This window comes from Shewanella sp. GJ50-10, assembly GCF_055808815.1.
This window is the reverse complement of record NZ_JBVVSS010000001.1, coordinates 2495487-2520866: the sequence shown is the minus strand read 5'-3', so window position 1 is coordinate 2520866 and position 25380 is coordinate 2495487. Positions and strand designations below refer to the sequence as shown.

17 protein-coding genes are annotated in these 25380 nt (G+C 40.8%); 12 read left to right on the top strand and 5 right to left on the bottom strand.

The window, feature by feature from the left end:
- Positions 1 to 28: 28 nt before the first annotated feature.
- The 4 genes from msbA (at position 29) to AC0L4E_RS10555 (ending at position 4004) form a co-directional block, all read left to right on the top strand.
- Positions 29 to 1834: a lipid A export permease/ATP-binding protein MsbA gene (gene msbA, locus AC0L4E_RS10570; RefSeq protein WP_473679148.1), complete on the top strand. Its 1806-nt coding sequence runs from the start codon at positions 29 to 31 to the stop codon at positions 1832 to 1834.
- Positions 1835 to 2845, top strand: coding sequence for a tetraacyldisaccharide 4'-kinase (lpxK, locus tag AC0L4E_RS10565; protein ID WP_473679147.1), 1011 nt, complete (start codon positions 1835 to 1837; stop codon positions 2843 to 2845). It begins immediately after the preceding gene.
- Entirely contained in the window at positions 2832 to 3005 is a 174-nt protein-coding gene (locus AC0L4E_RS10560; RefSeq protein ID WP_102528526.1) for a Trm112 family protein, read from the top strand. The genes lpxK and AC0L4E_RS10560 overlap by 14 nt, the downstream gene beginning before the upstream one ends.
- A gap of 276 nt (positions 3006 to 3281) precedes the next feature.
- Positions 3282 to 4004: a phosphotransferase gene (locus AC0L4E_RS10555; protein ID WP_473679146.1), complete on the top strand. Its 723-nt coding sequence runs from the start codon at positions 3282 to 3284 to the stop codon at positions 4002 to 4004.
- A gap of 77 nt (positions 4005 to 4081) precedes the next feature.
- Here AC0L4E_RS10555 and AC0L4E_RS10550 read toward each other — a convergent pair whose 3' ends face one another.
- From AC0L4E_RS10550 to AC0L4E_RS10535, 4 genes are all read right to left on the bottom strand, one after another.
- Complete coding sequence (locus AC0L4E_RS10550; protein ID WP_473679145.1) at positions 4082 to 4957, bottom strand: MBL fold metallo-hydrolase; 876 nt, start codon at positions 4955 to 4957, stop codon at positions 4082 to 4084.
- Positions 4958 to 5053: 96 nt separating this feature from the next.
- Complete coding sequence (locus AC0L4E_RS10545; protein WP_473679144.1) at positions 5054 to 8188, bottom strand: efflux RND transporter permease subunit; 3135 nt, start codon at positions 8186 to 8188, stop codon at positions 5054 to 5056.
- A complete protein-coding gene (locus tag AC0L4E_RS10540) occupies positions 8185 to 11466 on the bottom strand; it encodes an efflux RND transporter permease subunit (RefSeq protein WP_473679143.1) in 3282 nt (1093 codons plus the stop codon). The genes AC0L4E_RS10545 and AC0L4E_RS10540 overlap by 4 nt, the downstream gene beginning before the upstream one ends.
- A 10-nt stretch (positions 11467 to 11476) precedes the next feature.
- Positions 11477 to 12568 (bottom strand): efflux RND transporter periplasmic adaptor subunit, encoded by a 1092-nt coding sequence (locus tag AC0L4E_RS10535; protein WP_473679142.1) that lies wholly within the window; start codon positions 12566 to 12568, stop codon positions 11477 to 11479.
- Between the two features lie 459 nt (positions 12569 to 13027).
- On the opposite strand from AC0L4E_RS10535, the gene AC0L4E_RS10530 reads away from it, so the two are divergent.
- Positions 13028 to 13471 carry a GNAT family N-acetyltransferase gene (locus tag AC0L4E_RS10530; protein ID WP_473679141.1) on the top strand — a complete coding sequence of 148 codons (444 nt, stop codon included), beginning with the start codon at positions 13028 to 13030 and terminating at the stop codon, positions 13469 to 13471.
- Positions 13472 to 13612: 141 nt separating this feature from the next.
- The gene (locus AC0L4E_RS10525) at positions 13613 to 14512 is read left to right on the top strand and encodes an aspartate/glutamate racemase family protein (RefSeq protein WP_473679140.1); all 900 of its coding nucleotides are present in this window, start codon (positions 13613 to 13615) and stop codon (positions 14510 to 14512) included.
- 1643 nt (positions 14513 to 16155) lie between these two features.
- Here AC0L4E_RS10525 and AC0L4E_RS10520 read toward each other — a convergent pair.
- Positions 16156 to 17442: a citrate synthase gene (locus AC0L4E_RS10520; protein WP_220754215.1), complete on the bottom strand. Its 1287-nt coding sequence runs from the start codon at positions 17440 to 17442 to the stop codon at positions 16156 to 16158.
- A 415-nt stretch (positions 17443 to 17857) separates the two neighbouring features.
- On the opposite strand from AC0L4E_RS10520, the gene sdhC reads away from it, so the two are divergent.
- The 6 genes from sdhC (at position 17858) to odhB (ending at position 25329) form a co-directional block, all read left to right on the top strand.
- Positions 17858 to 18253: a succinate dehydrogenase, cytochrome b556 subunit gene (gene sdhC / locus AC0L4E_RS10515; protein ID WP_102528518.1), complete on the top strand. Its 396-nt coding sequence runs from the start codon at positions 17858 to 17860 to the stop codon at positions 18251 to 18253.
- The gene (gene sdhD / locus AC0L4E_RS10510) at positions 18247 to 18594 is read left to right on the top strand and encodes a succinate dehydrogenase, hydrophobic membrane anchor protein (RefSeq protein ID WP_055023360.1); all 348 of its coding nucleotides are present in this window, start codon (positions 18247 to 18249) and stop codon (positions 18592 to 18594) included. The genes sdhC and sdhD overlap by 7 nt, the downstream gene beginning before the upstream one ends.
- Positions 18595 to 20361, top strand: a complete 1767-nt coding sequence (sdhA, locus tag AC0L4E_RS10505) for a succinate dehydrogenase flavoprotein subunit (protein ID WP_473679139.1) — start codon at positions 18595 to 18597, stop codon at positions 20359 to 20361.
- An 11-nt stretch (positions 20362 to 20372) separates the two neighbouring features.
- On the top strand, positions 20373 to 21080 hold the full coding sequence (locus AC0L4E_RS10500; protein WP_220754213.1) for a succinate dehydrogenase iron-sulfur subunit: 708 nt from the start codon (positions 20373 to 20375) through the stop codon (positions 21078 to 21080).
- Between the two features lie 208 nt (positions 21081 to 21288).
- On the top strand, positions 21289 to 24111 hold the full coding sequence (gene sucA, locus AC0L4E_RS10495; protein ID WP_473679138.1) for a 2-oxoglutarate dehydrogenase E1 component: 2823 nt from the start codon (positions 21289 to 21291) through the stop codon (positions 24109 to 24111).
- 27 nt (positions 24112 to 24138) lie between these two features.
- A complete protein-coding gene (gene odhB, locus AC0L4E_RS10490; protein WP_473679137.1) occupies positions 24139 to 25329 on the top strand; it encodes a 2-oxoglutarate dehydrogenase complex dihydrolipoyllysine-residue succinyltransferase in 1191 nt (396 codons plus the stop codon).
- Positions 25330 to 25380: the final 51 nt, after the last annotated feature.

Below are 25380 nucleotides of genomic sequence, written 5' to 3'. Positions count from 1 at the left end.
GTTTGCTATTCAAGTGTTAATGTAATCAATGACAACAACTAACAACGAAATGTCGAGCGTATTTAAACGCCTTCTTACTTATCTCGTTCCAATGAAAGGAATGTTCCTATTAGCTATTGCTGGCCTGTTAACTTACGGCCTTGTCGATGCTGCTTTCATTGCATTCATTAAACCTTTTATTGACGAAGGGTTTGGTCAAGCTCCTGCTGTAGTCGGTGGCGTCGAAGTTGATGTCCCAACTCACGGCGGTTTTAACGCCAATAAAGATATTATGCTGATGGCCCCTTTAGTGGTGATAGGCATGTTTACTTTGCGTGGTATTGCTAACTTTGTATCGACTTATTGTGTCTCGTATATGAGTGCGAAGTTGATCATGGATATGCGTCAACAAGTGTTTGAGCACTATCTTCGTTTACCAGTAAGCTACATTGACCGTGAAAATAGTGGCAATTTAATTTCCCGTGTGACCTTTGATACAGAGCAAATCGCTCGAGCATCAGGTAGTGCGTTGATTTCTATTGTGCGCGATTCTATTACCGTTATTGCGATGCTCGCTATTATGTTCTTTTATTCTTGGAAGTTATCACTGTGTATTTTAGTGATAGGGCCATTGATGGGCATAGTTATCAGTGTGGTCAGTAAGCGCTTTCGTAAGGTATCTAAGCAAATTCAGTCCGCTATGGGCGGCGTAACTGCTACCACTGAACAAATGATTAAAGGCCATAAAAATGTGTTGGCATTTGGTGGACAAAAAACGGAAGTCGATCGTTTCTTTAAAGTGAATGATTCTAACCGCCACCAGAATATGAAATTAGCAGTAGCCCAAGCAATCAGCCAACCTGTCATTATGGTTATTGGCTCATTTGCACTGGCGTTTGTGTTGTATGCAGCAACATTCCCAGGTTTAAAAGATGATATTACCGCGGGTACTTTTGCGGCAATTCTAGGCGCAATGATGGCCATGCTTCAGCCAATTAAAAACTTAACCCGTGTGAATGCTGAATTCCAACGGGGTATTGCGGCTTGTACTACTGTGTTTGAATTATTAGATACCGCACCTGAATCAGATACTGGTGAGTTTGAAACTCAGCGCGTTAAAGGTAACTTGAAGTTTAACAATGTTACTTTTAGTTACCCTGATACTGAAAAACCTGCGTTAACTAATATTGATTTTGAAGTTAAGCAAGGTAAAACCATTGCGTTAGTAGGCCGAAGTGGCTCAGGTAAATCAACCATTGCTAGTCTTATGACCCGATTTTATACCGGTGTTTCAGAAGGGGATATTACCCTTGATGACGTCAGTATTTATGATTACAAGTTAAAGTCGCTGCGTAATCAAGTTGCATTGGTATCCCAGCAAGTCACATTATTTAATGACACTATTGCCAATAACATTGCTTATGCATATCCGGGAGAAGTGTCCCGTGAGCAAATTATTAAAGCGGCTGAACTGGCTTATGCGATGGAGTTTATTGAAACCTTGCCTGAGGGATTAGATACTGAAGTCGGTGAAAATGGTGTGTTGCTGTCAGGCGGGCAACGTCAGCGTATAGCAATTGCACGCGCAATGTTACGTGATGCACCGGTATTGATTTTAGATGAGGCAACATCGGCATTAGATACTGAGTCTGAAAAAGCGATTCAGCATGGTTTAGATAATTTGCGCCATAACCGCACGTCAATTGTGATTGCTCACCGTTTATCTACGATTGAATCTGCCGATGAAATCTTAGTGATCGACCAAGGTTCAGTGGTTGAACGCGGCACTCACACCGATTTGATTGCCAAAGAAGGCATTTATTCCAACCTGTACCAAATGCAATTTGGTAATTAAATGCAATCGTTAGTGAATAAAATTTGGTATCAAGGGCATCCAGCTAAATGGTTATTACTGCCATTGAGCTGGTTGTTTGCTTTAGTGTCTTTGCTAAGGCGTTTAGGATATAAATTTGGTTTTAGCACTGCAGAAACCTTACCAGTACCGGTTATTATTGTGGGTAACATCACCGCAGGTGGCAGTGGTAAAACCCCAACGGTTATCTATTTAATCAACTTATTGCGCGAGCATGGTTACAAGCCTGGAGTAATAAGTCGTGGTTATGGCGTTAACATTGACGGCGTTAAAGCTGTGAATGTTACAGGTAAAGCCTACGATGTGGGTGATGAGCCAGCGATGATAGTTGCTCGAACGCAGGTTCCTATGGTTGTTGGCGCTAAACGCATTGACGCTGCTAAAGCGCTTTTAGCTGAATTTGATGTTGATGTGATCATTAGTGATGATGGATTGCAGCATTATGCATTAGCTCGAGATATTGAGCTGGCAATAGTCGACGGTCAGCGCCGATATGGTAATCAGTGTTTGATCCCAGCAGGACCTTTACGTGAAGGTTTGTGGCGTTTAAATACGATAGATTGGGCAATTAATAATGGTGGCAGCCCTCAAGCAAATGAAATTGCGATGAGTCTAGAACCTTCTGCGCTAAAAGCGGTTAAACCTTCATTGAATCATGAGAAGTGGCAACAACAAGAAGCTATAGCGATGGCTGGTATCGGTAATCCACAGCGATTTTTTGATAGTTTAGACCATTTAGGTTATCAAATTAAGCAAACCAAAGCGTTTGAAGACCATCAAGCGTTTGACGAAGCTGAGCTAAAGCAGCTTTCACAACATACTCCATTGATAATGACCGAGAAAGATGCGGTTAAATGTCGCGATTTTGCACAACAAAACTGGTGGTATCTGCCAGTTAATGCGAAGCTTAATGAAAGTTTTGACCAAGCATTTTTGAATAGACTTAACGAAGTCGTCAAAGTTAAACAAGGAAACCTCCATGGCGTTCGATAAAAAATTACTTGAGATTGTGGCTTGTCCTGTTTGTAAAGGTAAGTTGGAATTTGATAAAGAAGCAGATCAGTTAATCTGTAAAGCTGATAAATTAGCGTATCCAATCACTGAAGGTATTCCTGTTTTACTTGAAAACAGAGCGATACCACTAGAGTCGTAAAGGGTTTATCACTTCTAAAAAGTGAATATGATCTCATTCACCATTTGTAAAAAGCGCCTGTCATGGCGCTTTTTTTGTGCATGATATTCAACGTACATTTCATTGCTTTGGTTAATTATTGTGCGAACCTTGTTATTTGTATGTGGAATCTGTTTGTAGAGTAATTACACTAAATATAATAAAAGGTAAAAGTTAGCAATTTAGTGCTAGCTAAATTTGCGGTTATTGTCTGTATATCGGGATACTGAATATTCAAAATGATAACGGACAGCCCATATGACTCAAATGCAATCCTTTAAAGATAAAGTCTCCCAAATGTTGGTATTAAACCAAGGGCAGAGGATCAGCCATTTTGAACATGGTGGAAAACGTTATTGGCTAAAGCAAGTAGAACACCTTGAAGGAGCGATGCGCTTTTTAAAGGCTGATTCAGCAAAAGCTCTGACCAAAGAAACCCAAGTTTTAAAGCAATTAGACAATGAAGGTGCGCCTGTACCTAAAGTGGTGGCTAATGGTGACGGTTATTTGGTTGTGGAAGATGCAGGTAGAACAGTCCGAGATTGGTTAGATAGAGATGATGTTGAGTTAGATAAACAGCAAAGTATTCTTGATGATGCAAGCCAAGCATTAGCAAGCTTACACTCTATGCAGTTAGCACATGGTCGCCCCGCACTTAGAGACATCAGCTGGCGCGCAGGTGAAGTTAAATTTATTGATTTTGAAGCAAATCAACAAAAGGGCTCGGTAGCTGAGCAGCAGATCCGTGACTTATTGGTGTATGTTCATAGCTTGTATCGTTATTTAGGCGAAGATAGCGAGCGTATCTCGAAGACTATCTCTGTTTATAGGGAAGCTGGCGGTGAAATTATTTGGCAGAAAGCTAAGCAGTTTTTGGCAGCGTGGCAATGGCTGTATTACTGTTCTCGCCCATTTAAAAACATTGGCGGCAAAGATTTAAAGCCTGTTTATTGGGTGTTGTGGCACTTTAGAAATAACTAGTGTGTTAATTCAACCCAATAAAAAAGCTTGTGAGGTTCACAAGCTTTTTTATTCTGAAAACTAAATCGATTTGAATGTTACTTTTTCAAATCTTGATAAAGGGTATCAATCCATTTCTTTTCGGTTATGAAATTCCAGCTCCAATCTTTCCATTTTTCAGGGAAGCCTTCTGCATGAACTTGCTCCAGAGTTTTGCCTTGAGTGATTTTTTCATTCATCCAATTAATAGAATGATCAAGCATATGCTTAAACTTCATCAAATCATCTTTATTGGCAAGCTCACCATGCCCGGGAATTATCTGGGTTTGATCGTCAATTTGGCCAATTACTGTGGCGACATTATTTCTGTAACCAATTACCGAGCCCCCTCCGTTTAAATCCACGTAGGGGAAGCGATCTTTAAAGAACAAGTCACCCATGTGCACGACGTTATCTTTAGTCCAAAATACCACGCTGTCACCGTCAGTGTGGCCTGGCCCCATATGCTTTAAGGTCATAGTGTCGTTATTAAAACGAATCGAAACATCTTCAGAGTAGGTCACAACCGGAAGCGCTGCTTCGGGCGTGCCTTCTTTCGCACTGAGTCGCTTTAAAACATTGTGATGGGCAAAGATAATCCCTTGTTCACCAAAGTGAGCATTACCACCAGTATGATCACCATGATAGTGAGTGTTGATGACGTATTTTGGGTTTCCAGGTTGGATTTGATTGAGTGAAGCGCTAATTTTATCGGCTAAAGGTGCAAACTGGTCATCGATAATTAATAGGCCGTCACTGCCGGCTGAAACGCCAATATTGCCACCGGAACCTGTAAACATATAAGTGTTTTCAGTGAGTTTCTTAGAAACGATTTCTACATCTTTAAAGCGGTCATCGTCAGCAAAAACACTGGTATTAACAAGGGATAGTTGAATTATCGATAGGGTGAATAAACTGAGACGTTTCAGCGTCATTGTGGGCTCCTGGGTCATGTAACCATTTAGCCAGCACATTAATTTAATTATGTTATCTGCTGGCGTAAATGGCTTAGCTTCCGTATTACTAATTACTTACAGTGTCCAAGGTAGCAGCTTTTTAGCTCTTTTGTCAGCTAAACCTAATTTAACCGATGATTGATAGCGAATACGGTACAGGGCTTGATAACACAAAGGCACTAAATACAAACTGGTGACTGTTGAAAAACTCAAACCACCGATGATTGCAATGGCCATAGGTGAATAGGGTGGACCACCGCCACCAATTTGAGTGTCACCCATTGCTAATGGCACGAGCCCTAGCACTGTCGTCGCCACAGTCATCAATACTGGGCGTAATCGAGTAATACAAATAGATTTTATCGTAGTTGAAAGATCAGTTAACTTTGGCGTCATTTGGTTTATTTGGTCGACCAATACAATACCATTGTTCACTACGATCCCCATCAAGATAAGGATCCCTATCATTGCCATTACTGACATTGCCGTGCCTGATATCCATAATGCCCAAAATACCCCAGTGATTGAAAATAGAATTGAGCTAATAATCGCAGTGGGTAAAAGCAGTGATTCAAATAGGGCTGCCATGACAATATAAATCATCGCTAGTGCCAGAATCATGTTTACCGCCATGATGGATTGATCTTCATCCTGACGCTGGAAACCACCACGCAAACTATAGTCATAACCGTAAGGGAAATTGACATTTTGCATCACCTTTTCAATTTGTTCTTGGGCTTCCTCGGTGGTGATTTCATTAACGTTTGCACCAATCGATAGCGCGGTTTGACGGTTGTAATGTCTAATGGTGTCAAAACGTGGCTGAATTTTGATTTCAGCTAAATTATCTAAATTGTAAACACGCTCACCTTTACGAATAATCGGCAGTTGTTTGAGTTGCTCCAACGAACGTTGCCAGCTTTTATCATAGGCAAGCTCAATACGTAATTCACCATTAGGATCATGTCTGAATGAACGCAGCGGTGTACCACGCAGTGCCATCGAAATATGTGAGGCAACTTCATTGAGTTTTAAATCTAAACGAGCTGCCATTTCCCGGTTGATGGTCACAATCACTTCTTGCTGAGCGCCATTAACCTCTGAGCGCACATCCTCTAATCCTTCAATAGCACTTAATAGCGGCACGACTTGCTTACTTAAGGTAATTAATTCAGAAGTAGAGCGGCCTGTTAATGTAATTCTTAACCCAGAATTTTCATTGCCCCAACCAAATTGAGGTGTAGCTGCAGCGTACTTAGGGAAACCTTCTCGAATGGTTTGCTTAAGTTCTGACATCGGCGTTTCTATGTCTTTTTCGAGTAAAATAGTGGTTTGGATACTGTCAGCTGAATAATAGCTATACACAGAATCAATCATGAAGGCTTCTTTATTACCATAAAGGTAGTCTTCCATTTGATTAATCATCGCTTCAGTGACTTTAAGGTTATGACGGCCTTCTAATTGATAGTTAATGTATAAGCGGTCATTTCCTTCGCCATCAGATTGATCTTGTTTAACTAAACTCAAAGGTAGGGCCGTTGATACAAGTATCAATACTGCAAGTACGCCTGATATTTTTGAGTGTTCTAGCACCCAAGTTAAACTGCGCTGGTAATAACGCTGCAATCTAGACTCTTTTTCTTCGGTATCAATCTCAAAATGTAGTTTGGTTAGCAGCAGTGGAATCAAGGTTTTTGCTACTAATAATGATGCTGCAAGAGATATACAAATTGAAATCGCCACATGCTCTAGGAAAATAGTTAACTCAACTTTTACCCCAACGATATTAGGTAAGAACACAATTGCGGTGGTTAAGGTGCCAGCGAGGACTGCTAAGGCAACTTTTTCAACCCCTGTGAGTACAGCAGATTCGTTAGCTTTTTGGCAATGGGGCTTGGTATCTTCATTACCGGTTAACCCACATCGCTGCTTTTCTTGCAGAACACTTTCGGTGACTACTACCGCGTTATCAATCAACATACCGACAGCTAACAATAGTCCCATCATGGATAAGATATTTAAGCTGTAACCCAGTAAATACATACCTGCGAGCGTCATACAAATTGAAATAGGCACAGATGAAACGACAACCAAGGTCATCTTTAAATTACGTAAAAATAGATATAAAACACCGAAAGATAAAAACGCACCGATTAATCCTGAAATCAGTAAGTCTTGCAGTGATGATTTAACCCCATAGGCTTGGTCTTCCATGACAAACAACTTAATGCCTTGGAATTGTTGATCTTGCTTAGTTTGTTCAATCACTTTAAGTACACGTTCAGAGACATGGACTAAGTTGGCACCCGATTCTTTAAATACATCTAGACCTACAGCGTATTTTTGATCTAAATGGCGGCCTTCGAAGGGTTCTGGCAAGGTAAACTTAACAGAGGCGATATCGCCAAGGGTTGTGGTGGTATTTAGTTTAACCGCTTTGATATCTTCAAGAGATAAAAACTCTCCCTTAGGTGAAACCTGAAATACCTGATTGTTATTGCGTACAGTACCTGCGCTAATAACAAAGTTTTCAAGTTGTAGGCGCTGCCTAAGCTCTGATGGATTAATGCCAGAAGCTGCTAGTTTATCGGCATCTAGTCGTATTTCAATTTGCTTTTGATCGACGCCATATAAAGTAACTTTAGACACCCCCTCAATACGCTCAAGTGGTTTACGCAGCTGTTTATCGAGCAAATCAAATGCATTTGATAATTCGCGCTCACTTGAAATTCGAATGGTAAGAACCGGCATATCAGCAGTAGAAAACTGCTGAATAAATACGCGTTCAACATCCTTTGGCAGTAAATGCCTGACTGAATCAATTTTCTCGCGGGCTTCTAAACTTTTGGTTGCTACGTCTTGTCCCCATTTCATATTAAGCTGAATATTGGCGCCGTCTTGAGATGAGTTTGAGCGAACTTCTTCAATACCACTCATGGTTGCTAAAGACTCTTCTAGCACCCGAGTAATATCACGTTCTACTTCAGCAGGAGTCGAGCCCTTATAAGGAACGTTAACCTGTATTTGCGGAATATCGATACCAGGAAACATTTCTAGTGGTAACAAGCGACTCGACGCCATGCCAAATAGCAGTATGGCTAGAAAGAACATGCTGGTGGTCACCGGCCTTTTAATCGCAAGGCGAGTGATACTAAACCCCTTTTCAGTGGATTGAGCATCATGGTTCGAAGCTTGATTGCTTTTACTCATGACTGTCCCTCCACGCTTGGTTCTGCGCTTACGTTAGTATTGCGGTTAGCTTGTTCATCTTCCGTTTGCTGATAGCTCTTTTTATCAAAAATACCGTATAGAGCAGGGATGACTAACAGAGTCAGCATCGTTGACATGCTTAAGCCGAATATAACTGTAATTGCCATAGGTGCGCGGATTTCACTGCCATCACCGACACCTATAGCCATAGGTAATAGGCCTAATGTGGTGGTTAAAGTTGTCATCATGATTGGGCGCAGACGTGACTTAGCAGCAGTGCTGATAGCCTGGTCTTTCTCGATGCCTTCTTTACGCAACTGGTTAATTCTATCGACCAGGACAATGGCATTATTTACCACAATACCTGCGAGCATAATCAGTCCGATAAATACCACCACGCTAATGTGTGTACCTGTGATAAATAAGCCAATAATACTGCCACCTACCGCCATAGGAACGGCAAATAGAATTAACAATGGGTGCAATAGAGACTCAAACTGACTGGCCATCACTAAGTACACCAGAAATACCGCAAGAATAAGTGCAATTTTTAATGACTCAAAAGAGTGTTCCATTTCTTCATTTTGTCCACCGAAACGTGCCTGAATAGAAGAAGGGAATTGCTGTTGGTTTAAAATAAGCTGTGCTTCTTTAACCGCTTCACTTAAATCACCATAACTTAAGTTAGCCGATACAATTGCCACACGCTGCTGACTCACACGGTTTATGGCAGAGGGTCCAACTTGGAGTGACACATCGGCTACCGCGCTTAATGGAATGGCATGTTGGCTATTAGGGTTGATTATTAATGCATTAACGTCTTCGATATTATTACGCTCAGCGAGTTCACTACGTACTAGAATATCCACTTTACGATCGCGCACCGTATATTGGCTGGCGATAGTGCCGCCTACACGATGTGCTATTCGACTGGCAACGGTTGGTGCATCCATGTCTAATGCTGCTAAGCGAGCATGGTCGAAGCGAATACTAATTTCTGGTTGACCGTCACGTAGCGAGGTATTGATATCGCTGAATCGATTAGACTGAGATAGCGCTGATACCAACTGATCGCCACTTTGTTTTAACTGGGCTAAATCATAACCAGACAGTTCTATCTCAAGCGGGGTTTTAAAACTGAACAATTCAGGATGTTCAATTTTGGCATCAAGGGCAGGAATGCGCCTTGCTGTTTCACGTAATGTTGCAGCAACGCTATCAAAGGCATGAGTGTTAGCAAGCACAACTTGTAAACGTCCCCAGTTTTCACCACCGCGTGCAGTATCTGATGTCATTAATCCACCACTACCTGCTTGGCTGAACGTGTGTTTTACATCTTCGCTGTCACTGATTGAATAGGCCAGTTGCTCAAGTACCGAATCGGTTTTTTGAACTGCTGTTCCTGGTGGTAATAAAATTTCCACATAAAACTCGCCTTGATTCATCGGCGGGATTAACTCAACTCCCAATCGTGGGAATAAGCTACCTGCACCAACTGTAAGCATGATGGCAATAACAACAGTAACTACTTTGTGTGCCATTGCATGCTTTAACACGCGGTGATATATCCTTTCGATAAAGCGATAAAACACATTAAAACCTGCGCTTAAAGGACGCATGAATAAACTAAATAACCACGAAATAAATCGAGTTAAAATAATGACTAAGTTTAATAGGGCATTAGGTAGGTAACTCAGTAGTACTTTGAACGGAAACCCAAGCACTAAACCGCAATAATGAGCAATTTTTCCTTTAGTGGTGGTCGGTTTTGCTTTTGGCTCTGCTATGGTTTCTTCAGGTAATTGTTTGAAACCTTGGCGAGACGCCAGCATTGGAATGGCTGTTAAGGCAACAAATAATGAAGCTAATAGCGCGAAAGTCACCGTTAGGGCTTGGTCAGAAAACAAAGCACCTGCAATACCATCAACAAACACTAGAGGCACAAACACTGCCAGTGTCGTTAAGGTTGAGGCAAAAATAGCCCCCGCAACTTCTTTGCTGCCTTTTACTGCGGCATCTAGCCTTGCTAAACCTTGGGCTTTATATCTGTCAATGTTTTCCAACACTACGATGGCATTATCGACTAATAAACCAATGGCTAGAGCGATACCGCCAAGTGACATAATGTTTAAACTGATTTCAGCAAAATACATCATATTAAAGGTGGCGATAACTGAAAATGGAATCGAAATTGAAATAATTAAGGTGGCAATAATGTCACGCAGGAATAAGTAAATTACCAGCATGGCTAATAAACTGCCGAAAAGGGCTGCTGAGGTCACTTCGCTGACGGCGCTTTGGATAAATTCCGATTGGTTATAAATAACTTTTAATTGGTTATCTTCTGATTCAGCATTAAGGTTATTAAGCTCAGCTTGGATTTTTTGCGCAACAGAAACCGTATTCGCGTCACCTTCTTTATAAATCGCCAACTCAATGGATTCAACATCACCAATACGAGTGACATCGCTTCGCTCTTTGTATCCATCAACGATGTCAGCCACTTCACGTAAGCGTATAAGAGTCTGGCCGTTGCGATATACGATTACATCACGTAACTCTTCTAAAGAGTTAAACTGGTTTAAGGTTCTGACCAAGTACTCTTTGTCTCCTTGAATCACTTTACCAGCTGATAAATTGATATTTTCTTCATTGATTCGACGTTTAATATCGTCAGCATTTAAGTTTAATTGCTGAAGCTTTTGCTGATTTAATAGAATATGAACTTCTTGCTCTAAACCACCTGATAATCGAACTGCAGCTACACCAGATAAGGCTTCAAGGCGGCGTTTTAGTTCTTCTTCAGCAAAGGTTCTCATGCCTTTTAATTGAGATTCACTTGCATCAGGCACTGATAATGCCAAGCGCATGATGGGATCTAAATTCGGGTTAAAGCGAAGCAATAGTGGTTTATTAATGTCTAAAGGCAGCTCGATAGTATCAATTTTTTCGCGTACTTCGAGGCTTGCCATATCCATATTGGTGCCCCATTCAAACTCAAGCACCACATCAGACATACCTGAACGGGATATAGAACTAATCTTGCGTAACCCTTTAACTACGCCAACAGCTTCTTCTATTGGTTTAGAGAGCAGCTGCTCCACTTCGACTGGCGCAGCGCCATCGTAAGCGGTGCGCACAGTGACACTGGGATAACTTAAATCAGGCAGTAATTTCACCGCTAACCGGGTAAATCCAACCATTCCAAACAGCATGATGGCAAGCATAAACATCCATACGGTTACAGGACGTTTAACCGAAGTATTAATCAATGACATAGTAACTCCCTTACTTAGCGTTTAAGCTGTTTTTGGCATAAGAAAGGGGTGTAATGATTTCAACTAATGACTGATCTTTAAGGTTTTGTTGGCCGCGTATAACGATTTGCTCGCCTTGCTCAACACCCGAAATAACTTCTACTTTATCTTTTTCGCGATATCCCAAGCGGACTTCACGGCGGGTGGCAGTGTTATCTTCAATAACGTACAAAGCTTGAGTGTCATCTTGATTAATCACTGCATTAAAAGGCACTGTAACCACATCTTCATGGGTGTCGTATTTAAGCTCAACTCGGGTGAACATACCAGCTTTAAGGTTAGCTTTGGTGTTATCAATGGCAATAGTGACTTTAAATGTGCCACTTTGCGCATCTACGATAGGGCTAATACGCAATACATTCGCGATAATTTCATTTGAACCTGTGGCTTTACTAGTATTTGAATATTGATTACTGATCTTAGCTTGTTGGCCTAAACGTAAGCTGGTTAGTTGCTGTTCGGGTAAATGAACTATCCCATGTAACTCATCTTGATTAACGATATAGAACAATTCTTCAAACTCTTTGGCCATATTGCCTTTTTTGACATGTCTCATCGCAACAATGCCATCAATTGGCGACACGATTTGGCTTTCAATTACATGTAATTTTGCTAAATCGCGTTGCGCGATAGCCGCTTGTAAGTTGAACTCTAATTTGGCCATTACATCCTGACTAACAAATTCTTTATTTTTCATTTGTTTTAGTCGATTTAGTTCTTGTTCAATGATTTGAACTTCAGCTTGAGAACGTTTGTAATCATAGTGCTGACGTTTGGCATCAATTGTCGCTAAGGCTTGGCCTTTAGTAACTCGGTCGCCTTCTTCTACCTTAATATCTTCTATTAAACCTGCAATACGTGTGACCACATGGGCTTCTTCAGGTGCTTCTAAGGTTGCGGTAGTGCTATAAAACGAAGACACATTACCTTGGGTAACATGGGATACTTCAACTGGAACTGCGTATTTTTCTTCTTCTTTTGAATCTTCCTGCTCACCAGTGCAACCAGTTAATCCAGTTGTCAGTGCTGCGATACAAAGTAGTGGGATTGTCATTTTTTTCATGCTGATTAACCTATCCATGGGGTACCTGCCAGTTCAATATTTTGAATTAATGACGCTTAATAGAGTTGAGTGTGAAACCTTAACTTGTAAACGTCACGTTATCATTTGTAACTAATGTTATTTTGCTTGTAACAAAGCAGTAATTGTGCCAATTTTAATTGTTTATATTTATCAGTGGTTTACTTGGTTTTTGGTTGTGGTTTAGGATTGGGTAATATTAATATGTAGTGAAAATGTTTATTTATTAGTGTTATTGGTTAATTTAACTATGAACATAAATTGTTCAGTTGGGGCTGACGTTGTTTATCTTTTGAGGTAAGTTAACTATCTAAAGGAAATCAGATAGATGTTAAGGGTTACTGTCATCTGTTAGGCAAGTTTGAGTTATAACTTGTGTTAAGAGCTTTAGTTACAAGCCAAAGCCAAAACAATATGGCTGCAGATATAAAGGAAACTGTTTTGAAAATCATTCAAGCAACAATTGAGCAATTGAATTTAGTTACAGCCTTATTCGATGAATATCGTCAATTTTATGGGCAAGCTGCAAATATAGAGCAATGCAAAAAGTTCATTAAAGAACGTCTCATCGAGAGTGATTCGGTGATTTTTATTGCGACGAATGAAGAAGGCGACGGTCTAGGGTTTGTTCAGCTTTATCCAACGTTCTCGTCTGTTGCGATGAAGAGAATGTGGATACTGAACGATATGTTTGTCGCAACAGCAGCAAGGCAACAAGGAGTTGCCAATAAACTGCTTAAACAAGTTGATTTGTTTGCCCAATATACAGATGCTAGTACAGTTAAGCTGGCTACAGCAGTAGATAATGATGTGGCAAAGGCCTTATATGAGTCGCTCGGCTATACCAAAACCACCGCTTTTGATCATTACACCAAGCTATTTTAGTTGCCAGTTGTAATACTTTTTAGGTGTGGTTAGTAGATAAGCTACCAAAACGAGGACGAGATCCTTCAAGTGTGATTACCTCGATTTATACCCGAGTTTTACCATATTCATAAATTCACATGTTTATGTATATGGGTAAAAATGAAAGATTTAATTTTCGGTGTCGTTGGTAATATGGGGCCTGAAGCAGATATCTTATTTCAAGATATTATTTTCAAAGAAGAGGTTGCCCACGGAGCTGTGAAAGATCAAGACCATATGGGAATGGTGGTAATTAAAAACCCTGATATTCCTGATCGCTCTGAAGCAATTAATGAAGGTGGCACTGATCCTATCCCTGAAATGCTTGAGTCAGTGAAGTTTTTAGAAAGAAATCAGGTGCATTTTGCTGTGATGACTTGCAATACAGCACATTATTTTAGAGATGATTTACAAGCTCAAACAGATGTATATCTTTTGGATATGCTGAAAGCGACTAGCCATAAAATCCAACAAGAAAACCCTCAAGCTACCGTAGGTATTTTATGTACTAATGGTACTTATAATTCTGCCATTTATGATAAATACCTCGACGAAGCGCAGATAGCCTTTTGTAAACCCACTTTTGAAATCCAAGAGCGATACGTGCATAGCGCAATATATGGCGCTAAGACTGGTGAGAAAACAGAATGTGGACAAGACATTCGTACACCTTTTGGAATTAAATCCGGTGAGTTTATCAATAATGCAAAATTATTAATTAAGGCCATTGAAACGTTAACAGCACAAGGCGTTGATACGATTATTCTAGGCTGCACAGAACTGCCATTAGTTCGCTCTATTCTGGAAGCTGAATTCATCGATGTTGATTTTATCGATCCGATGGAAGCGGTAGCTGAAAAAGTTGTAGAAGTTTATGATGCAGCAAAAAATTTATATTTTAATACTCAATCAGTTACTGAAATCGAGCAGGTTAATTTAGTTGAAATTCATTCAGTTGATGATGTGGCTCACTATATTGTCTCAAAAGCGAAAGCTCATCAGTTGTGTGTCGATAGCTAATTGGCATTAGCCAAGGATATTATATACGACCATTCAATTTGAGTATGAATATTAGTATTGAACAATAAATACACTTCTCATGAACTCGTTGTAATTGGGCAAGCTAACGCTTTCTGCACATTATTAATCAACTCTGGGCGGCGAATCAGAGAGAAAGGGCATTTAGCCACCAGTTATAGCAGTTCTATTGGCTCGCAGTTTTGCTTTGCTCATTTTGCTATTCTCGTATTAGCAGAAAATTAATTCTGCTTTGAAGTGTATATATTGCGTTCATTTAGGTATTCATATTTTCAGATCTTGATCCGGTAATTTAATCGATAATTTGCTCATTCTCAGGTTCTTGTTTTGAAAATCAATTGAATGGTTATTACCAATACCTAATCAGATTAAGTGAATATTCTAATATTCTCGTACGTCAGTAAATTTAGCTAAGCATTGTCGGAATTTACACTCTTATTAGAATAGGATTTGTCATTTGTTGACATTAAATCCATATTTAACCATGTTAAGTTCTGATTTTTTACCTGAATTGAATGATTTTTAAGTCCTATAAATAGACATCCGCCTAAGTAAATGTTGTAACTAATGGGTATAAAACTGGAATTTAGCTGTATTTTTAAACTATGAATGAAAATATTTTATTATTATTTAAATTAATTTTTATGCGCTAACATTGGGCATGGCGCACTTTTTGTGCACATTTCTTGTCATTTACACTTAATCATACCAAGAATTGTTAGTTCATTTGCATCTCATCAGCTATTTCTAATTAGGTATAAAATAAATTTTTAAGTCGTTTTTATTTAGAACAGGCAGATTTTTTATAATGATGACGCAATAGTTATATTAATATCGAATAAAAAAGCGGCAAACAAACTCATTTTTCAAATGAAAATCCATCTTGGTGCAGCAAATTGATACATTACATTAAGCTGTTTGATGAATAATCATTCAATTTAAAGTTGTAGGTTTATTGTTTAGTCCATTAATTGGTCAAGTGGATAAAGCTATTTGGTTAGATATTTAATGCAATTGGTTATATCTATTTGAATAGCATTTTAGGCTGTATTTTGTTGCTGATTTTTCATTTGGATATGAAACTTGAGACGTTATATGTTCTTTCTCGCTAAGGTTTAGTCAGTAAAATCACTGGGTTTAATGATTAGAAGTTAAGATTTTAAATGCTTATAACGGTTAAGTTTGAGTATTTGAGTTCAACAAAATTAGTAAATAACTCACTATATCTGTAGTGAGACTGTCTCCATTTCAAACAGACTCCAGTCTTTGGTGTAAGCGACCTCATAACACTAAATTAAAACGCAAACCCATAGTCGCTGTCACATTTATTAATCGGTAAGACTTATGGCTTTAACGCTTTGAAGAAGCACCAGATTAGCCATTATAGAGTACAAATTAGTGGAGCACTCATATTGATATAACGCTCCTTTTGTTTACTTAAAAGCTCGTTAGGTTTATCTAGACTGTGTTTATACACTGAGAATGAACTCTGTGCGAATAAGAACGGAACACGGTGGAAGAGGGTATAGGTCACGTAAGATAACTGCTAATATACTGTTTTTATTATTAATTGCAGGCATAAAAAAAGCGCCCAAAGGGCGCCTTTTATTCAGCAGTAGTAAATACTATCGTTTATCTAAGCTGACAAAATCGCGGTCTTCAGAACCAGTGTATAGCTGGCGTGGACGGCTAATTTTGTGACCTGGTTGGTCAAGCATTTCTTTCCAATGTGCAATCCAACCAACTGTACGCGAAAGTGCAAATAACACTGTAAACATACTAGTAGGAATACCAATTGCTTTCATGATAATTCCTGAGTAGAAATCAACATTTGGATACAGCTTCTTAGATACGAAATACTCGTCTTCTAATGCAATGCGTTCTAGCTCCATTGCTACATCAAGTAGAGGATCTTGAACGTTTAGTTCAGCTAAAACTTCATGACAAGTTTCACGCATAACCTTCGCACGAGGGTCGAAGTTTTTGTATACGCGATGTCCAAAGCCCATTAAACGGAATGGATCAGCTTTATCTTTCGCACGAGCAACGAACTCAGGAATACGATCAACACTGCCAATTTCTTCTAGCATGTTTAAACAAGCTTCGTTAGCACCACCATGAGCTGGACCCCATAATGAAGCAATACCTGCAGCAATACATGCAAATGGGTTAGCACCTGATGAACCCGCTAAACGTACTGTTGATGTCGATGCATTTTGCTCATGGTCAGCATGTAAAACAAAGATTCTGTCCATTGCTTTTTCAACAATAGGATTCACTTTGTACTCTTCACATGGAACTGCAAACATCATCGACAAGAAGTTACCAGCGTAACTTAGGTCGTTGCGTGGATAGACGAAAGGTTGGCCAATTGAATACTTGTAGCACATTGCTGCAATCGTTGGCATTTTAGAAACTAGGCGGAAAGCCGCAATTTCACGATGTTTTTCATCATTTACATCAAGAGAGTCTTGGTAGAACGCAGATAATGCACCGGTAACGCCACATAGCATTGCCATAGGATGTGCATCGCGACGGAAGCCTCTAAAGAAAGAAGCTAATTGTTCATTAACCATTGTGTGGTTTTTAACCATTGCAACAAACTCTTCGTACTGAGTTTTGCTTGGTAATTCACCGTACAACAACAAGTAACAAACGTCTAAATAGTTAGATTCAGTAGCTAACTCGTAAATTGGGTAACCACGGTGTGTAAGCACACCTTTTTCACCATCAATGTAGGTAATAGCAGATTCGCAAGAAGCGGTTGCTAAAAAACCAGGATCAAAAGTGAAATGTCCTGTCTTTCCTAATTTACTGATATCGATTACGTCAAAGCCAGCAGTTCCCTGCTTAACTGGCAATTCGATTGATTCATTCCCCGGTAACTCTAATTTGGCTATATTGTCAGCCATACCCCGTTCTCCTTACTTCATTCTTTTCTGTGAGTGCGGCATGTTAAGCGGACATTACTTTACAGTGAATCGTGATCACATTTCAATTTAAATAAGCGTTTAAATTTATTAGACCATGGTATAAACCTTGCTAGACGCCTTGCCAGCATTGGCTTGAAACGAAAAAAAATGCAAAAAAACAAATTTTGCATAGTGTGACGTTTGTATTTGACAATGGGCTTGAGTATACTTGGCCTCGCCCACAAAGGGCGACAAACATCACATTTTTGAAATCATTTTTTAGCTGGCTAAATTAGTGAATTCTCAAATAGTTAAGTGTTTGATAGTAGTCTGTTAAGTTTCAACAATTTGTTTACATAAGTAGTTTGGTGTAACAAATAGAAGCAAACAAGATGAATAATAAAAATAATGCTCAATGGAGCTGAGTGAGCAGAACGTGAAAAAGCAAAGACCTGTCCATATAGACCTACAGACCATTCGCTTTCCTGCAACAGCGATTGCGTCAATTCTTCACCGCGTATCCGGTGTCATCATGCTGTTTGCTGTCGGTATTCTTATTTGGATGCTAAATGAATCTTTAGCATCGCCTGAGAGTTTCGCCGGCCTACAATCTCTTTTTGATAACTTGCTGGTTAAGTTTGTTATCTGGGGAATTCTAACTGCGTTGGGTTATCACTTAATCGTTGGCTTACGTCATCTGATTATGGATACCGGTCGTTGGGAAGAATTAGCCTCAGGCTTAGCATCAGCAAAAATCGCCTTTGTTCTATCAGCGGCGTTTTCAATCATCGTGGGGATTTGGGTATGGTAACCAACGCAGCAAGCCTTGGACGCAGTGGTGTTCATGACTTTATTTTAATCCGTGCTAGTGCAGTAATTTTAACCTGTTACACCATTTTTATGGTTGGGTTTATTGCTTGTAGCGCCCCTTTAACTTACGAAATTTGGCATGGGCTATTTAGCACCTTACCAATGAAAGTATTCACTTTGTTGGCACTGGTTGCAGTATTAATCCATTCATGGATTGGTATCTGGCAAGTACTGACTGATTACGTTAAAAACGTTTCAGTGCGTGGATTACTTCAGTTCGTATTTGTCGTAGCGGCTTTTTGTTACCTAGCTGCAGGCATCATCATAGTGTGGGGTGTTTAAGTGAGTATTCCAGTACGCGAATTTGACGCAGTAGTGATCGGCGCTGGTGGCGCTGGCATGCGAGCGGCTTTACAAATTTCAAAAGAAGGTAAGAGCTGTGCGCTTTTATCTAAAGTGTTTCCAACACGTTCTCATACAGTTTCTGCGCAAGGTGGTATCACTGTTGCGTTAGGTAACGCGCATGAAGATCATTGGGAACAGCACATGTACGATACTGTAAAAGGTTCTGATTTTATCGGTGACCAAGAAGCAATCGAGTTCATGTGTAAGACAGGTCCAGAAGCGGTTATCGAGCTTGAGCAAATGGGTCTACCATTCTCTCGTTTCGAAAACGGTACTATCTATCAACGTCCATTTGGTGGCCAATCAAAGAACTTTGGTGGTGAACAAGCGGCACGTACTGCAGCAGCTGCTGACCGTACAGGTCATGCTTTACTTCATTGCTTATACCAACAAAACGTTAAACACAAAACTGAAGTGTTTTCTGAGTGGTATGCATTAGATTTAGTTAAAAACGATGACGGCGCAATTGTGGGTTGTACTGCAATTGAAATTGAAACTGGCGAGATTGTTTACTTCAAGTCGAAGGCAACAATTTTAGCAACCGGTGGTGCAGGGCGTATTTACGCTTCTACTACTAATGCTCACATTAACACCGGTGATGGTGTTGGTATGGCAATGCGCGCTGGCGTTCAAATGCAAGACATGGAAATGTGGCAGTTCCACCCAACGGGTATTGCTGGCGCAGGTGTACTTGTAACTGAAGGTTGTCGTGGTGAAGGTGGTTATCTTTTAAATAAAGATGGCGAACGCTTCATGGAACGTTATGCACCTAATGCAAAAGATTTGGCTTCTCGTGACGTTGTTGCTCGTTCAATGATGACTGAGATCCGTGAAGGTCGTGGATTAGATGGTCCACTAGGCCCGCACTGTTTACTTAAGCTTGATCACTTAGGTAAAGAAACATTAGAAGCTCGTCTTCCTGGTGTTTGTGAACTTTCTCGTACTTTCGCGCATATTGATCCAGCAGATGGCCCAATTCCTGTATTGCCAACATGTCACTACATGATGGGTGGTCTACCCGCTAAAGTTAGTGGTCAAGTTGTGCGTCAAAATAGCGATGGAACTGAGCAAGATATCGTGGGCTTATTCGCAGTAGGTGAGATTGCATGTGTATCAGTACATGGTGCAAACCGCTTAGGTGGTAACTCGTTACTTGATTTAGTGGTATTTGGTCGTGCAGCAGGTCAACATTTAGGTAAAGCCCTTGATGAAACTGCTGATCCTATCGCGCCATCAGAAGCACAGATTTCAGCATCACTTGATCGTCTTAATCGCTGGGAAAGCAATAAAGATGGTGAAGATCCTGCTGTTATTCGTAAAGACTTACAGTTATGCATGCAACTTAACTTCTCTGTATTCAGAAGTGGCGATGCAATGGCTGAAGGCCTTAAAGAGCTTAAAGCAATTCGTGAACGTTTAGCGAATGCTAAGTTATCTGATAACTCTTCAGAGTTTAATACTCAGCGTATTGAATGTTTAGAGTTAGACAACTTGATGGCTACGGCGATTGCTACAGCTTACGCTGCTAACTTCCGTACAGAAAGCCGTGGTGCGCATTCTCGTGAAGATTTCTTAGACCGTGATGATGACAATTGGTTATGTCACAGTGTCTTTGACCCTATCACTGAACAAATGACAAAGCGTGAAGTCAACATGGAGCCTAAGCTTCGTGATGCATTCCCGCCTATCAAGCGTACCTACTAGGAGAAGCCCCGATGAAATTGGAATTTGCAGTTTATCGCTACAATCCTGATGTAGATGCTAAGCCTTATATGAAAGATTACAGCTTAGAAGTGGATGAAGGTACCGACATGATGGTATTGGATGCACTGATGAAGCTGAAAGAATCTGACACGTCGTTATCTTTTAGACGCTCATGCCGTGAAGGTGTTTGTGGTAGTGATGGCGTAAACATGAATGGTAAAAACGGATTAGCGTGTATCACGCCTGTTTCTACCTTCAAAGGTAAGAAAATTGAAATTCGTCCACTACCAGGTATGCCTGTAGTACGTGATTTAATTGTCGATCTGACTCAGTTCTACACTCAGTACGAAAAAATTAAGCCGTTTCTTATCAATGATGAGAAAACTCCGGCTCGTGAACATCTGCAGTCTCCAGAAGAGCGTGCTCATCTAGATGGTTTGTATGAATGTATCATGTGTGCGTGTTGTTCAACTGCTTGTCCATCTTTCTGGTGGAACCCTGATAAGTTTATCGGACCAAGTGGTTTACTTCATGCGTATCGCTTCTTAATCGATAGCCGCGACACTGCGACTGAAGAACGTTTATCTGGTTTAGACGATGCTTACAGTGTATTCCGTTGCCACGGTATTATGAACTGTGTTGATGTTTGTCCAAAAGGGCTAAACCCAACCAAAGCAATTGGCCATATCAAGTCAATGCTATTGAAGCGAGCAGTATAAATGCGCAGTGTAGAGCTAGGACTATCTCTTAAATAGCTCTTGATGAGAGCCATCTTCATCAATGGGGATGGCTCTTTATGTGTATTAGGAAGACCTTTGTATTTAACGCTGTAAAATTATATAGTTAGATGCGATTCGATTGCGGTGCAAAAGGTATCGTAATTTTGATTATGGCGAAACACGTGTATCAAGTTTGTAAGGAAAAGTAATGCACCAAGGCATCATGAAAGCTTGGCTCGAATCGTCACATTTAAGTGGCTCAAATTCGACCTACGTAGAAGAGATGTATGAAGCCTATCAAGAAGACCCAAGTTCAGTTACTGCTGATTGGCAAGTCGTCTTTGATAATCTCCCTGCGGTAAATGGTACTTCTCAAGATATACCTGAAGCTGCACACTCTAAAGTACGTGATTATTTCCGCAGTTTAGCGTTAGAAAGTCGTGCCAAAGGCGCCAGCCGTGTAACCGACCCTGAATTAGACGCTAAACAAGTTAAAGTTCTTCAATTAATTAATGCTCATCGTTTTCGCGGCCATCAAAATGCCAATCTAGATCCACTAGGCTTATGGCAACGTGAAGCAGTACAAGAATTAGATCCAGCTTTTCATGGTCTTGATGCTGAAGATATGTTGCGTGAATTCAATACGGGTTCATTTGCATACGGTAGCGATACATTAAAATTAGCTGACATTGTTCATGCACTTAAGAGCACTTATTGTGGCTCAATTGGCGCTGAATACATGCACATTACCGATACAGACGAAAAGCGTTGGATTCAACAACGTCTTGAACCGTCTTTAGGTAAAGCAAATTATGACAACTCCACTAAGAAACGTATCTTAGAAGGCCTAAACGCTGCTGAAGGTATGGAAAAATACCTAGGTGCGAAATTCCCAGGCGCAAAACGTTTCTCACTAGAAGGTGGTGATGCTTTAGTACCAATGATGCGCGAGATTTTATACCGCGCTGGTGAAGCTGGCACTAAAGAAATCGTTGTTGGTATGGCTCACCGTGGTCGCTTAAACGTGTTAGTTAACGTTTTAGGTAAGCGTCCTGCTGAGTTATTTGACGAATTCGCAGGTAAGCACGACGAAATTCAGGGATCTGGTGACGTTAAGTATCACCAAGGTTTCTCATCAGATTTCGAAACGCCAGGTGGCAATGTTCATTTAGCCTTGGCATTTAACCCGTCACATCTTGAAATCGTTAACCCTGTTGTCATAGGTTCGGTTCGCGCTCGTCAAGATCGTCGTGGATGTACTGACGGTTTACAAGTGATGCCAATCACCATTCATGGTGACTCTGCAATTACGGGTCAAGGTATTGTTCAAGAGACATTTAACATGTCTCAAGCTCGTGGTTTTAGAGTTGGCGGTAGTATTCGTATCGTTATCAACAACCAAGTGGGCTTTACCACTTCTAATCATGAAGATGTTCGTTCTACAGAATACTGTACTGACATTGCAAAAATGGTTCAGGCGCCTATCTTTCACGTTAACGCTGATGATCCAGAGGCGGTTGCCTTTATTTCACAGCTAGCTGTTGATTACCGCAACGAATTCAAACGTGATGTTGTCATTGATTTAGTCTGTTATCGCCGTCACGGCCACAACGAAGCTGATGAGCCGAGTGCTACGCAGCCGTTGATGTACGCTAAAATCAAAAAACATCCAACACCGCGTAAAATTTATGCCGATCGCCTAATCGAAGAAAGCAGTATTTCAGCTGATGATGTGACTGGTTTAGTGAACACTTACCGTGACTCATTAGATGCGGGCGATTGTGTGGTTAAAGAATGGCGTCCAATGACTCTGCATACTGTGGACTGGACACCATATTTAAACCGCGAGTGGGATGAAACCTATCAAGCTGCGATGAAACTTGAGCGTTTAAATAATCTAGCGCAAAAGATTGTCGATATTCCAGAAAGTCACAAGCTTCAGTCACGTGTCGCTAAGATTTATAAAGACCGCGTGTTAATGGCTAATGGTGAAAAACCACTGGATTGGGGTTTTGCTGAAACCTTAGCTTATGCGTCTATCTTAGAAGATAACAAACGTGTTCGTATTACTGGTCAAGATTCTGGTCGTGGTACTTTCTTCCATCGTCACGCGGTATTGCATAACCAAAACGACGGTACGACTTATTTGCCATTACGTAATGTGGCAGATGAGCAAGGTGAGATTGATATTATCGATTCTGTATTATCAGAAGCATCTGTTTTAGCATTTGAATACGGATACGCCACTGCCGAACCTGGTGGGTTAACAATTTGGGAAGCGCAGTTTGGCGACTTCGTAAACTGTGCTCAAGTGGTTATCGACCAATTCTTGTCATCTGGTGAGCAAAAGTGGGGCCGTTTATGTGGTCTAACTATGCTGTTACCACATGGCTATGAAGGCCAAGGTCCAGAGCATTCATCTGCTCGCCTTGAACGTTTCCTACAATTATGTGCTAACCACAATATGCAGGTATGTGTTCCTTCTACACCGGCTCAGGTTTATCACATGTTGCGTCGTCAAGTTGTACGTCCTATGCGTCGTCCTCTTGTGGTGATGTCACCTAAATCATTACTACGTCACCCACTAGCAGTGTCATCACTTGATGAACTTGCTAATGGAAGCTTCCAAAGTGTGATTGGTGAACTTGATGCATTAGACGCGAGTAAAGTGGATCGCGTTGTCTTCTGTAGCGGTAAGGTTTATTTCGAGTTACTCGACAAGCGTCGTAAACAAGAAATCACCAACGTTGCTATTTTACGTGTGGAGCAACTGTACCCGTTCCCACAAGAAGAAATGCAAGCAGCACTTGCTGAATATCAGCATGTTAAAGATTTTGTATGGTGTCAGGAAGAACCGCAAAACCAGGGTGCTTGGTATTGTAGCCAACATCATTTCTGGGCAGCGATTCCTGCAGGCGCACAATTAACTTACGCTGGCCGTGAAGCATCTGCTGCCCCAGCTTGTGGTTATCCGGCTCTGCATGCTCGCCAGCAAGAAGAATTAATCAATAGCGCATTAAAACTGTCGTAATAAAATTTATAAAAAGGAAAGCTTTCCATGAGTATCGAAATTAAGGTACCCGTTTTGCCAGAATCAGTTGCTGATGCGACTATCGCGACATGGCATGTGCAACCTGGAGAACAGGTTTCTCGTGACCAAAATCTAGTTGATATTGAAACTGATAAAGTGGTTCTAGAAGTTGTTGCGCCAGAAGATGGATCTCTAAGTGAAATACTATTCCCAGACGGTGAAACCGTTCTTGGCGAACAAGTTATTGCTAATTTTGTTGCTGGTGCCGTTTCTGGCCAAGAAGTAACAAAAGCTGAAGCTGAAGCTGCTACTCCAGTTGCTGCTGAATCTGATGAATCAAATGACGCGTTAAGCCCATCAGTTCGTCGTTTAATTGCTGAGCACAACCTTGATGCTGCAGCGATTAAAGGCACAGGTGTTGGTGGACGTATCACTAAAGAAGACGTTGAAGCATTCGTTAAGTCAGCACCTGCAGCGAAACCAGCTGCAGCGCCTGCACCAGTTGCACCGCTTGAAGGTCGTAGCCAAAAACGTGTTCCTATGACGCGTTTACGTAAAACAATTGCTAATCGTTTACTTGAAGCTAAAAACTCGACTGCAATGCTAACGACGTTTAACGAAGTTAACATGCAGCCAATCATGGATATTCGTAAGCAGTATCAAGAAATCTTTGAAAAGCGCCACGGTATCCGTTTAGGTTTCATGTCTTTCTACGTTAAAGCGGTAACTGAAGCACTTAAGCGTTTCCCTGAAGTTAACGCATCGATTGACGGCGACGAAATTGTTTATCACAACTACTTTGATGTCAGCATCGCAGTATCAACACCACGTGGTCTAGTTACACCAGTACTTCGTGATACAGATACAATGAGCCTAGCTGAAATCGAAAAAAATGTACGCGAATTAGCCCTTAAAGGCCGTGACGGTAAATTATCAGTTGATGATATGACTGGTGGTAACTTCACAGTGACTAACGGCGGCGTATTCGGTTCATTGATGTCGACTCCGATTTTAAACCTTCCGCAAAGCGCAATCTTAGGCATGCATGCTATCAAAGATCGCCCAATGGCAGTGAATGGTGAGGTTGTTATTCAACCTATGATGTACCTAGCACTATCTTACGACCATCGAATTGTTGATGGCCGTGAGTCAGTTGGATTCTTGGTTGCTATTAAAGACTTCCTTGAAGACCCAACACGTCTATTGCTTGACCTATAAGAGTCAACTAGACAGTACCCTCGTAGCTGGCTCATAAGAGCCAGTAGGATT

What these genes read in the sequence shown, in the direction of transcription:
- AC0L4E_RS10535 (WP_473679142.1), bottom strand. Translation starts at nt 12,568, where the DNA reads ATGAAAAAAATGACAATCCCACTACTTTGTATCGCAGCACTGACAACT.
- AC0L4E_RS10500 (WP_220754213.1), top strand. Translation starts at nt 20,373, where the DNA reads ATGAAATTGGAATTTGCAGTTTATCGCTACAATCCTGATGTAGATGCT.
- AC0L4E_RS10545 (WP_473679144.1), bottom strand. Translation starts at nt 8,188, where the DNA reads ATGAGTAAAAGCAATCAAGCTTCGAACCATGATGCTCAATCCACTGAA.
- sucA (WP_473679138.1), top strand. Translation starts at nt 21,289, where the DNA reads ATGCACCAAGGCATCATGAAAGCTTGGCTCGAATCGTCACATTTAAGT.
- AC0L4E_RS10555 (WP_473679146.1), top strand. Translation starts at nt 3,282, where the DNA reads ATGACTCAAATGCAATCCTTTAAAGATAAAGTCTCCCAAATGTTGGTA.
- AC0L4E_RS10540 (WP_473679143.1), bottom strand. Translation starts at nt 11,466, where the DNA reads ATGTCATTGATTAATACTTCGGTTAAACGTCCTGTAACCGTATGGATG.
- AC0L4E_RS10525 (WP_473679140.1), top strand. Translation starts at nt 13,613, where the DNA reads ATGAAAGATTTAATTTTCGGTGTCGTTGGTAATATGGGGCCTGAAGCA.
- odhB (WP_473679137.1), top strand. Translation starts at nt 24,139, where the DNA reads ATGAGTATCGAAATTAAGGTACCCGTTTTGCCAGAATCAGTTGCTGAT.
- AC0L4E_RS10520 (WP_220754215.1), bottom strand. Translation starts at nt 17,442, where the DNA reads ATGGCTGACAATATAGCCAAATTAGAGTTACCGGGGAATGAATCAATC.
- sdhD (WP_055023360.1), top strand. Translation starts at nt 18,247, where the DNA reads ATGGTAACCAACGCAGCAAGCCTTGGACGCAGTGGTGTTCATGACTTT.
- AC0L4E_RS10550 (WP_473679145.1), bottom strand. Translation starts at nt 4,957, where the DNA reads ATGACGCTGAAACGTCTCAGTTTATTCACCCTATCGATAATTCAACTA.
- AC0L4E_RS10560 (WP_102528526.1), top strand. Translation starts at nt 2,832, where the DNA reads ATGGCGTTCGATAAAAAATTACTTGAGATTGTGGCTTGTCCTGTTTGT.
- lpxK (WP_473679147.1), top strand. Translation starts at nt 1,835, where the DNA reads ATGCAATCGTTAGTGAATAAAATTTGGTATCAAGGGCATCCAGCTAAA.
- msbA (WP_473679148.1), top strand. Translation starts at nt 29, where the DNA reads ATGACAACAACTAACAACGAAATGTCGAGCGTATTTAAACGCCTTCTT.
- sdhC (WP_102528518.1), top strand. Translation starts at nt 17,858, where the DNA reads ATGGAGCTGAGTGAGCAGAACGTGAAAAAGCAAAGACCTGTCCATATA.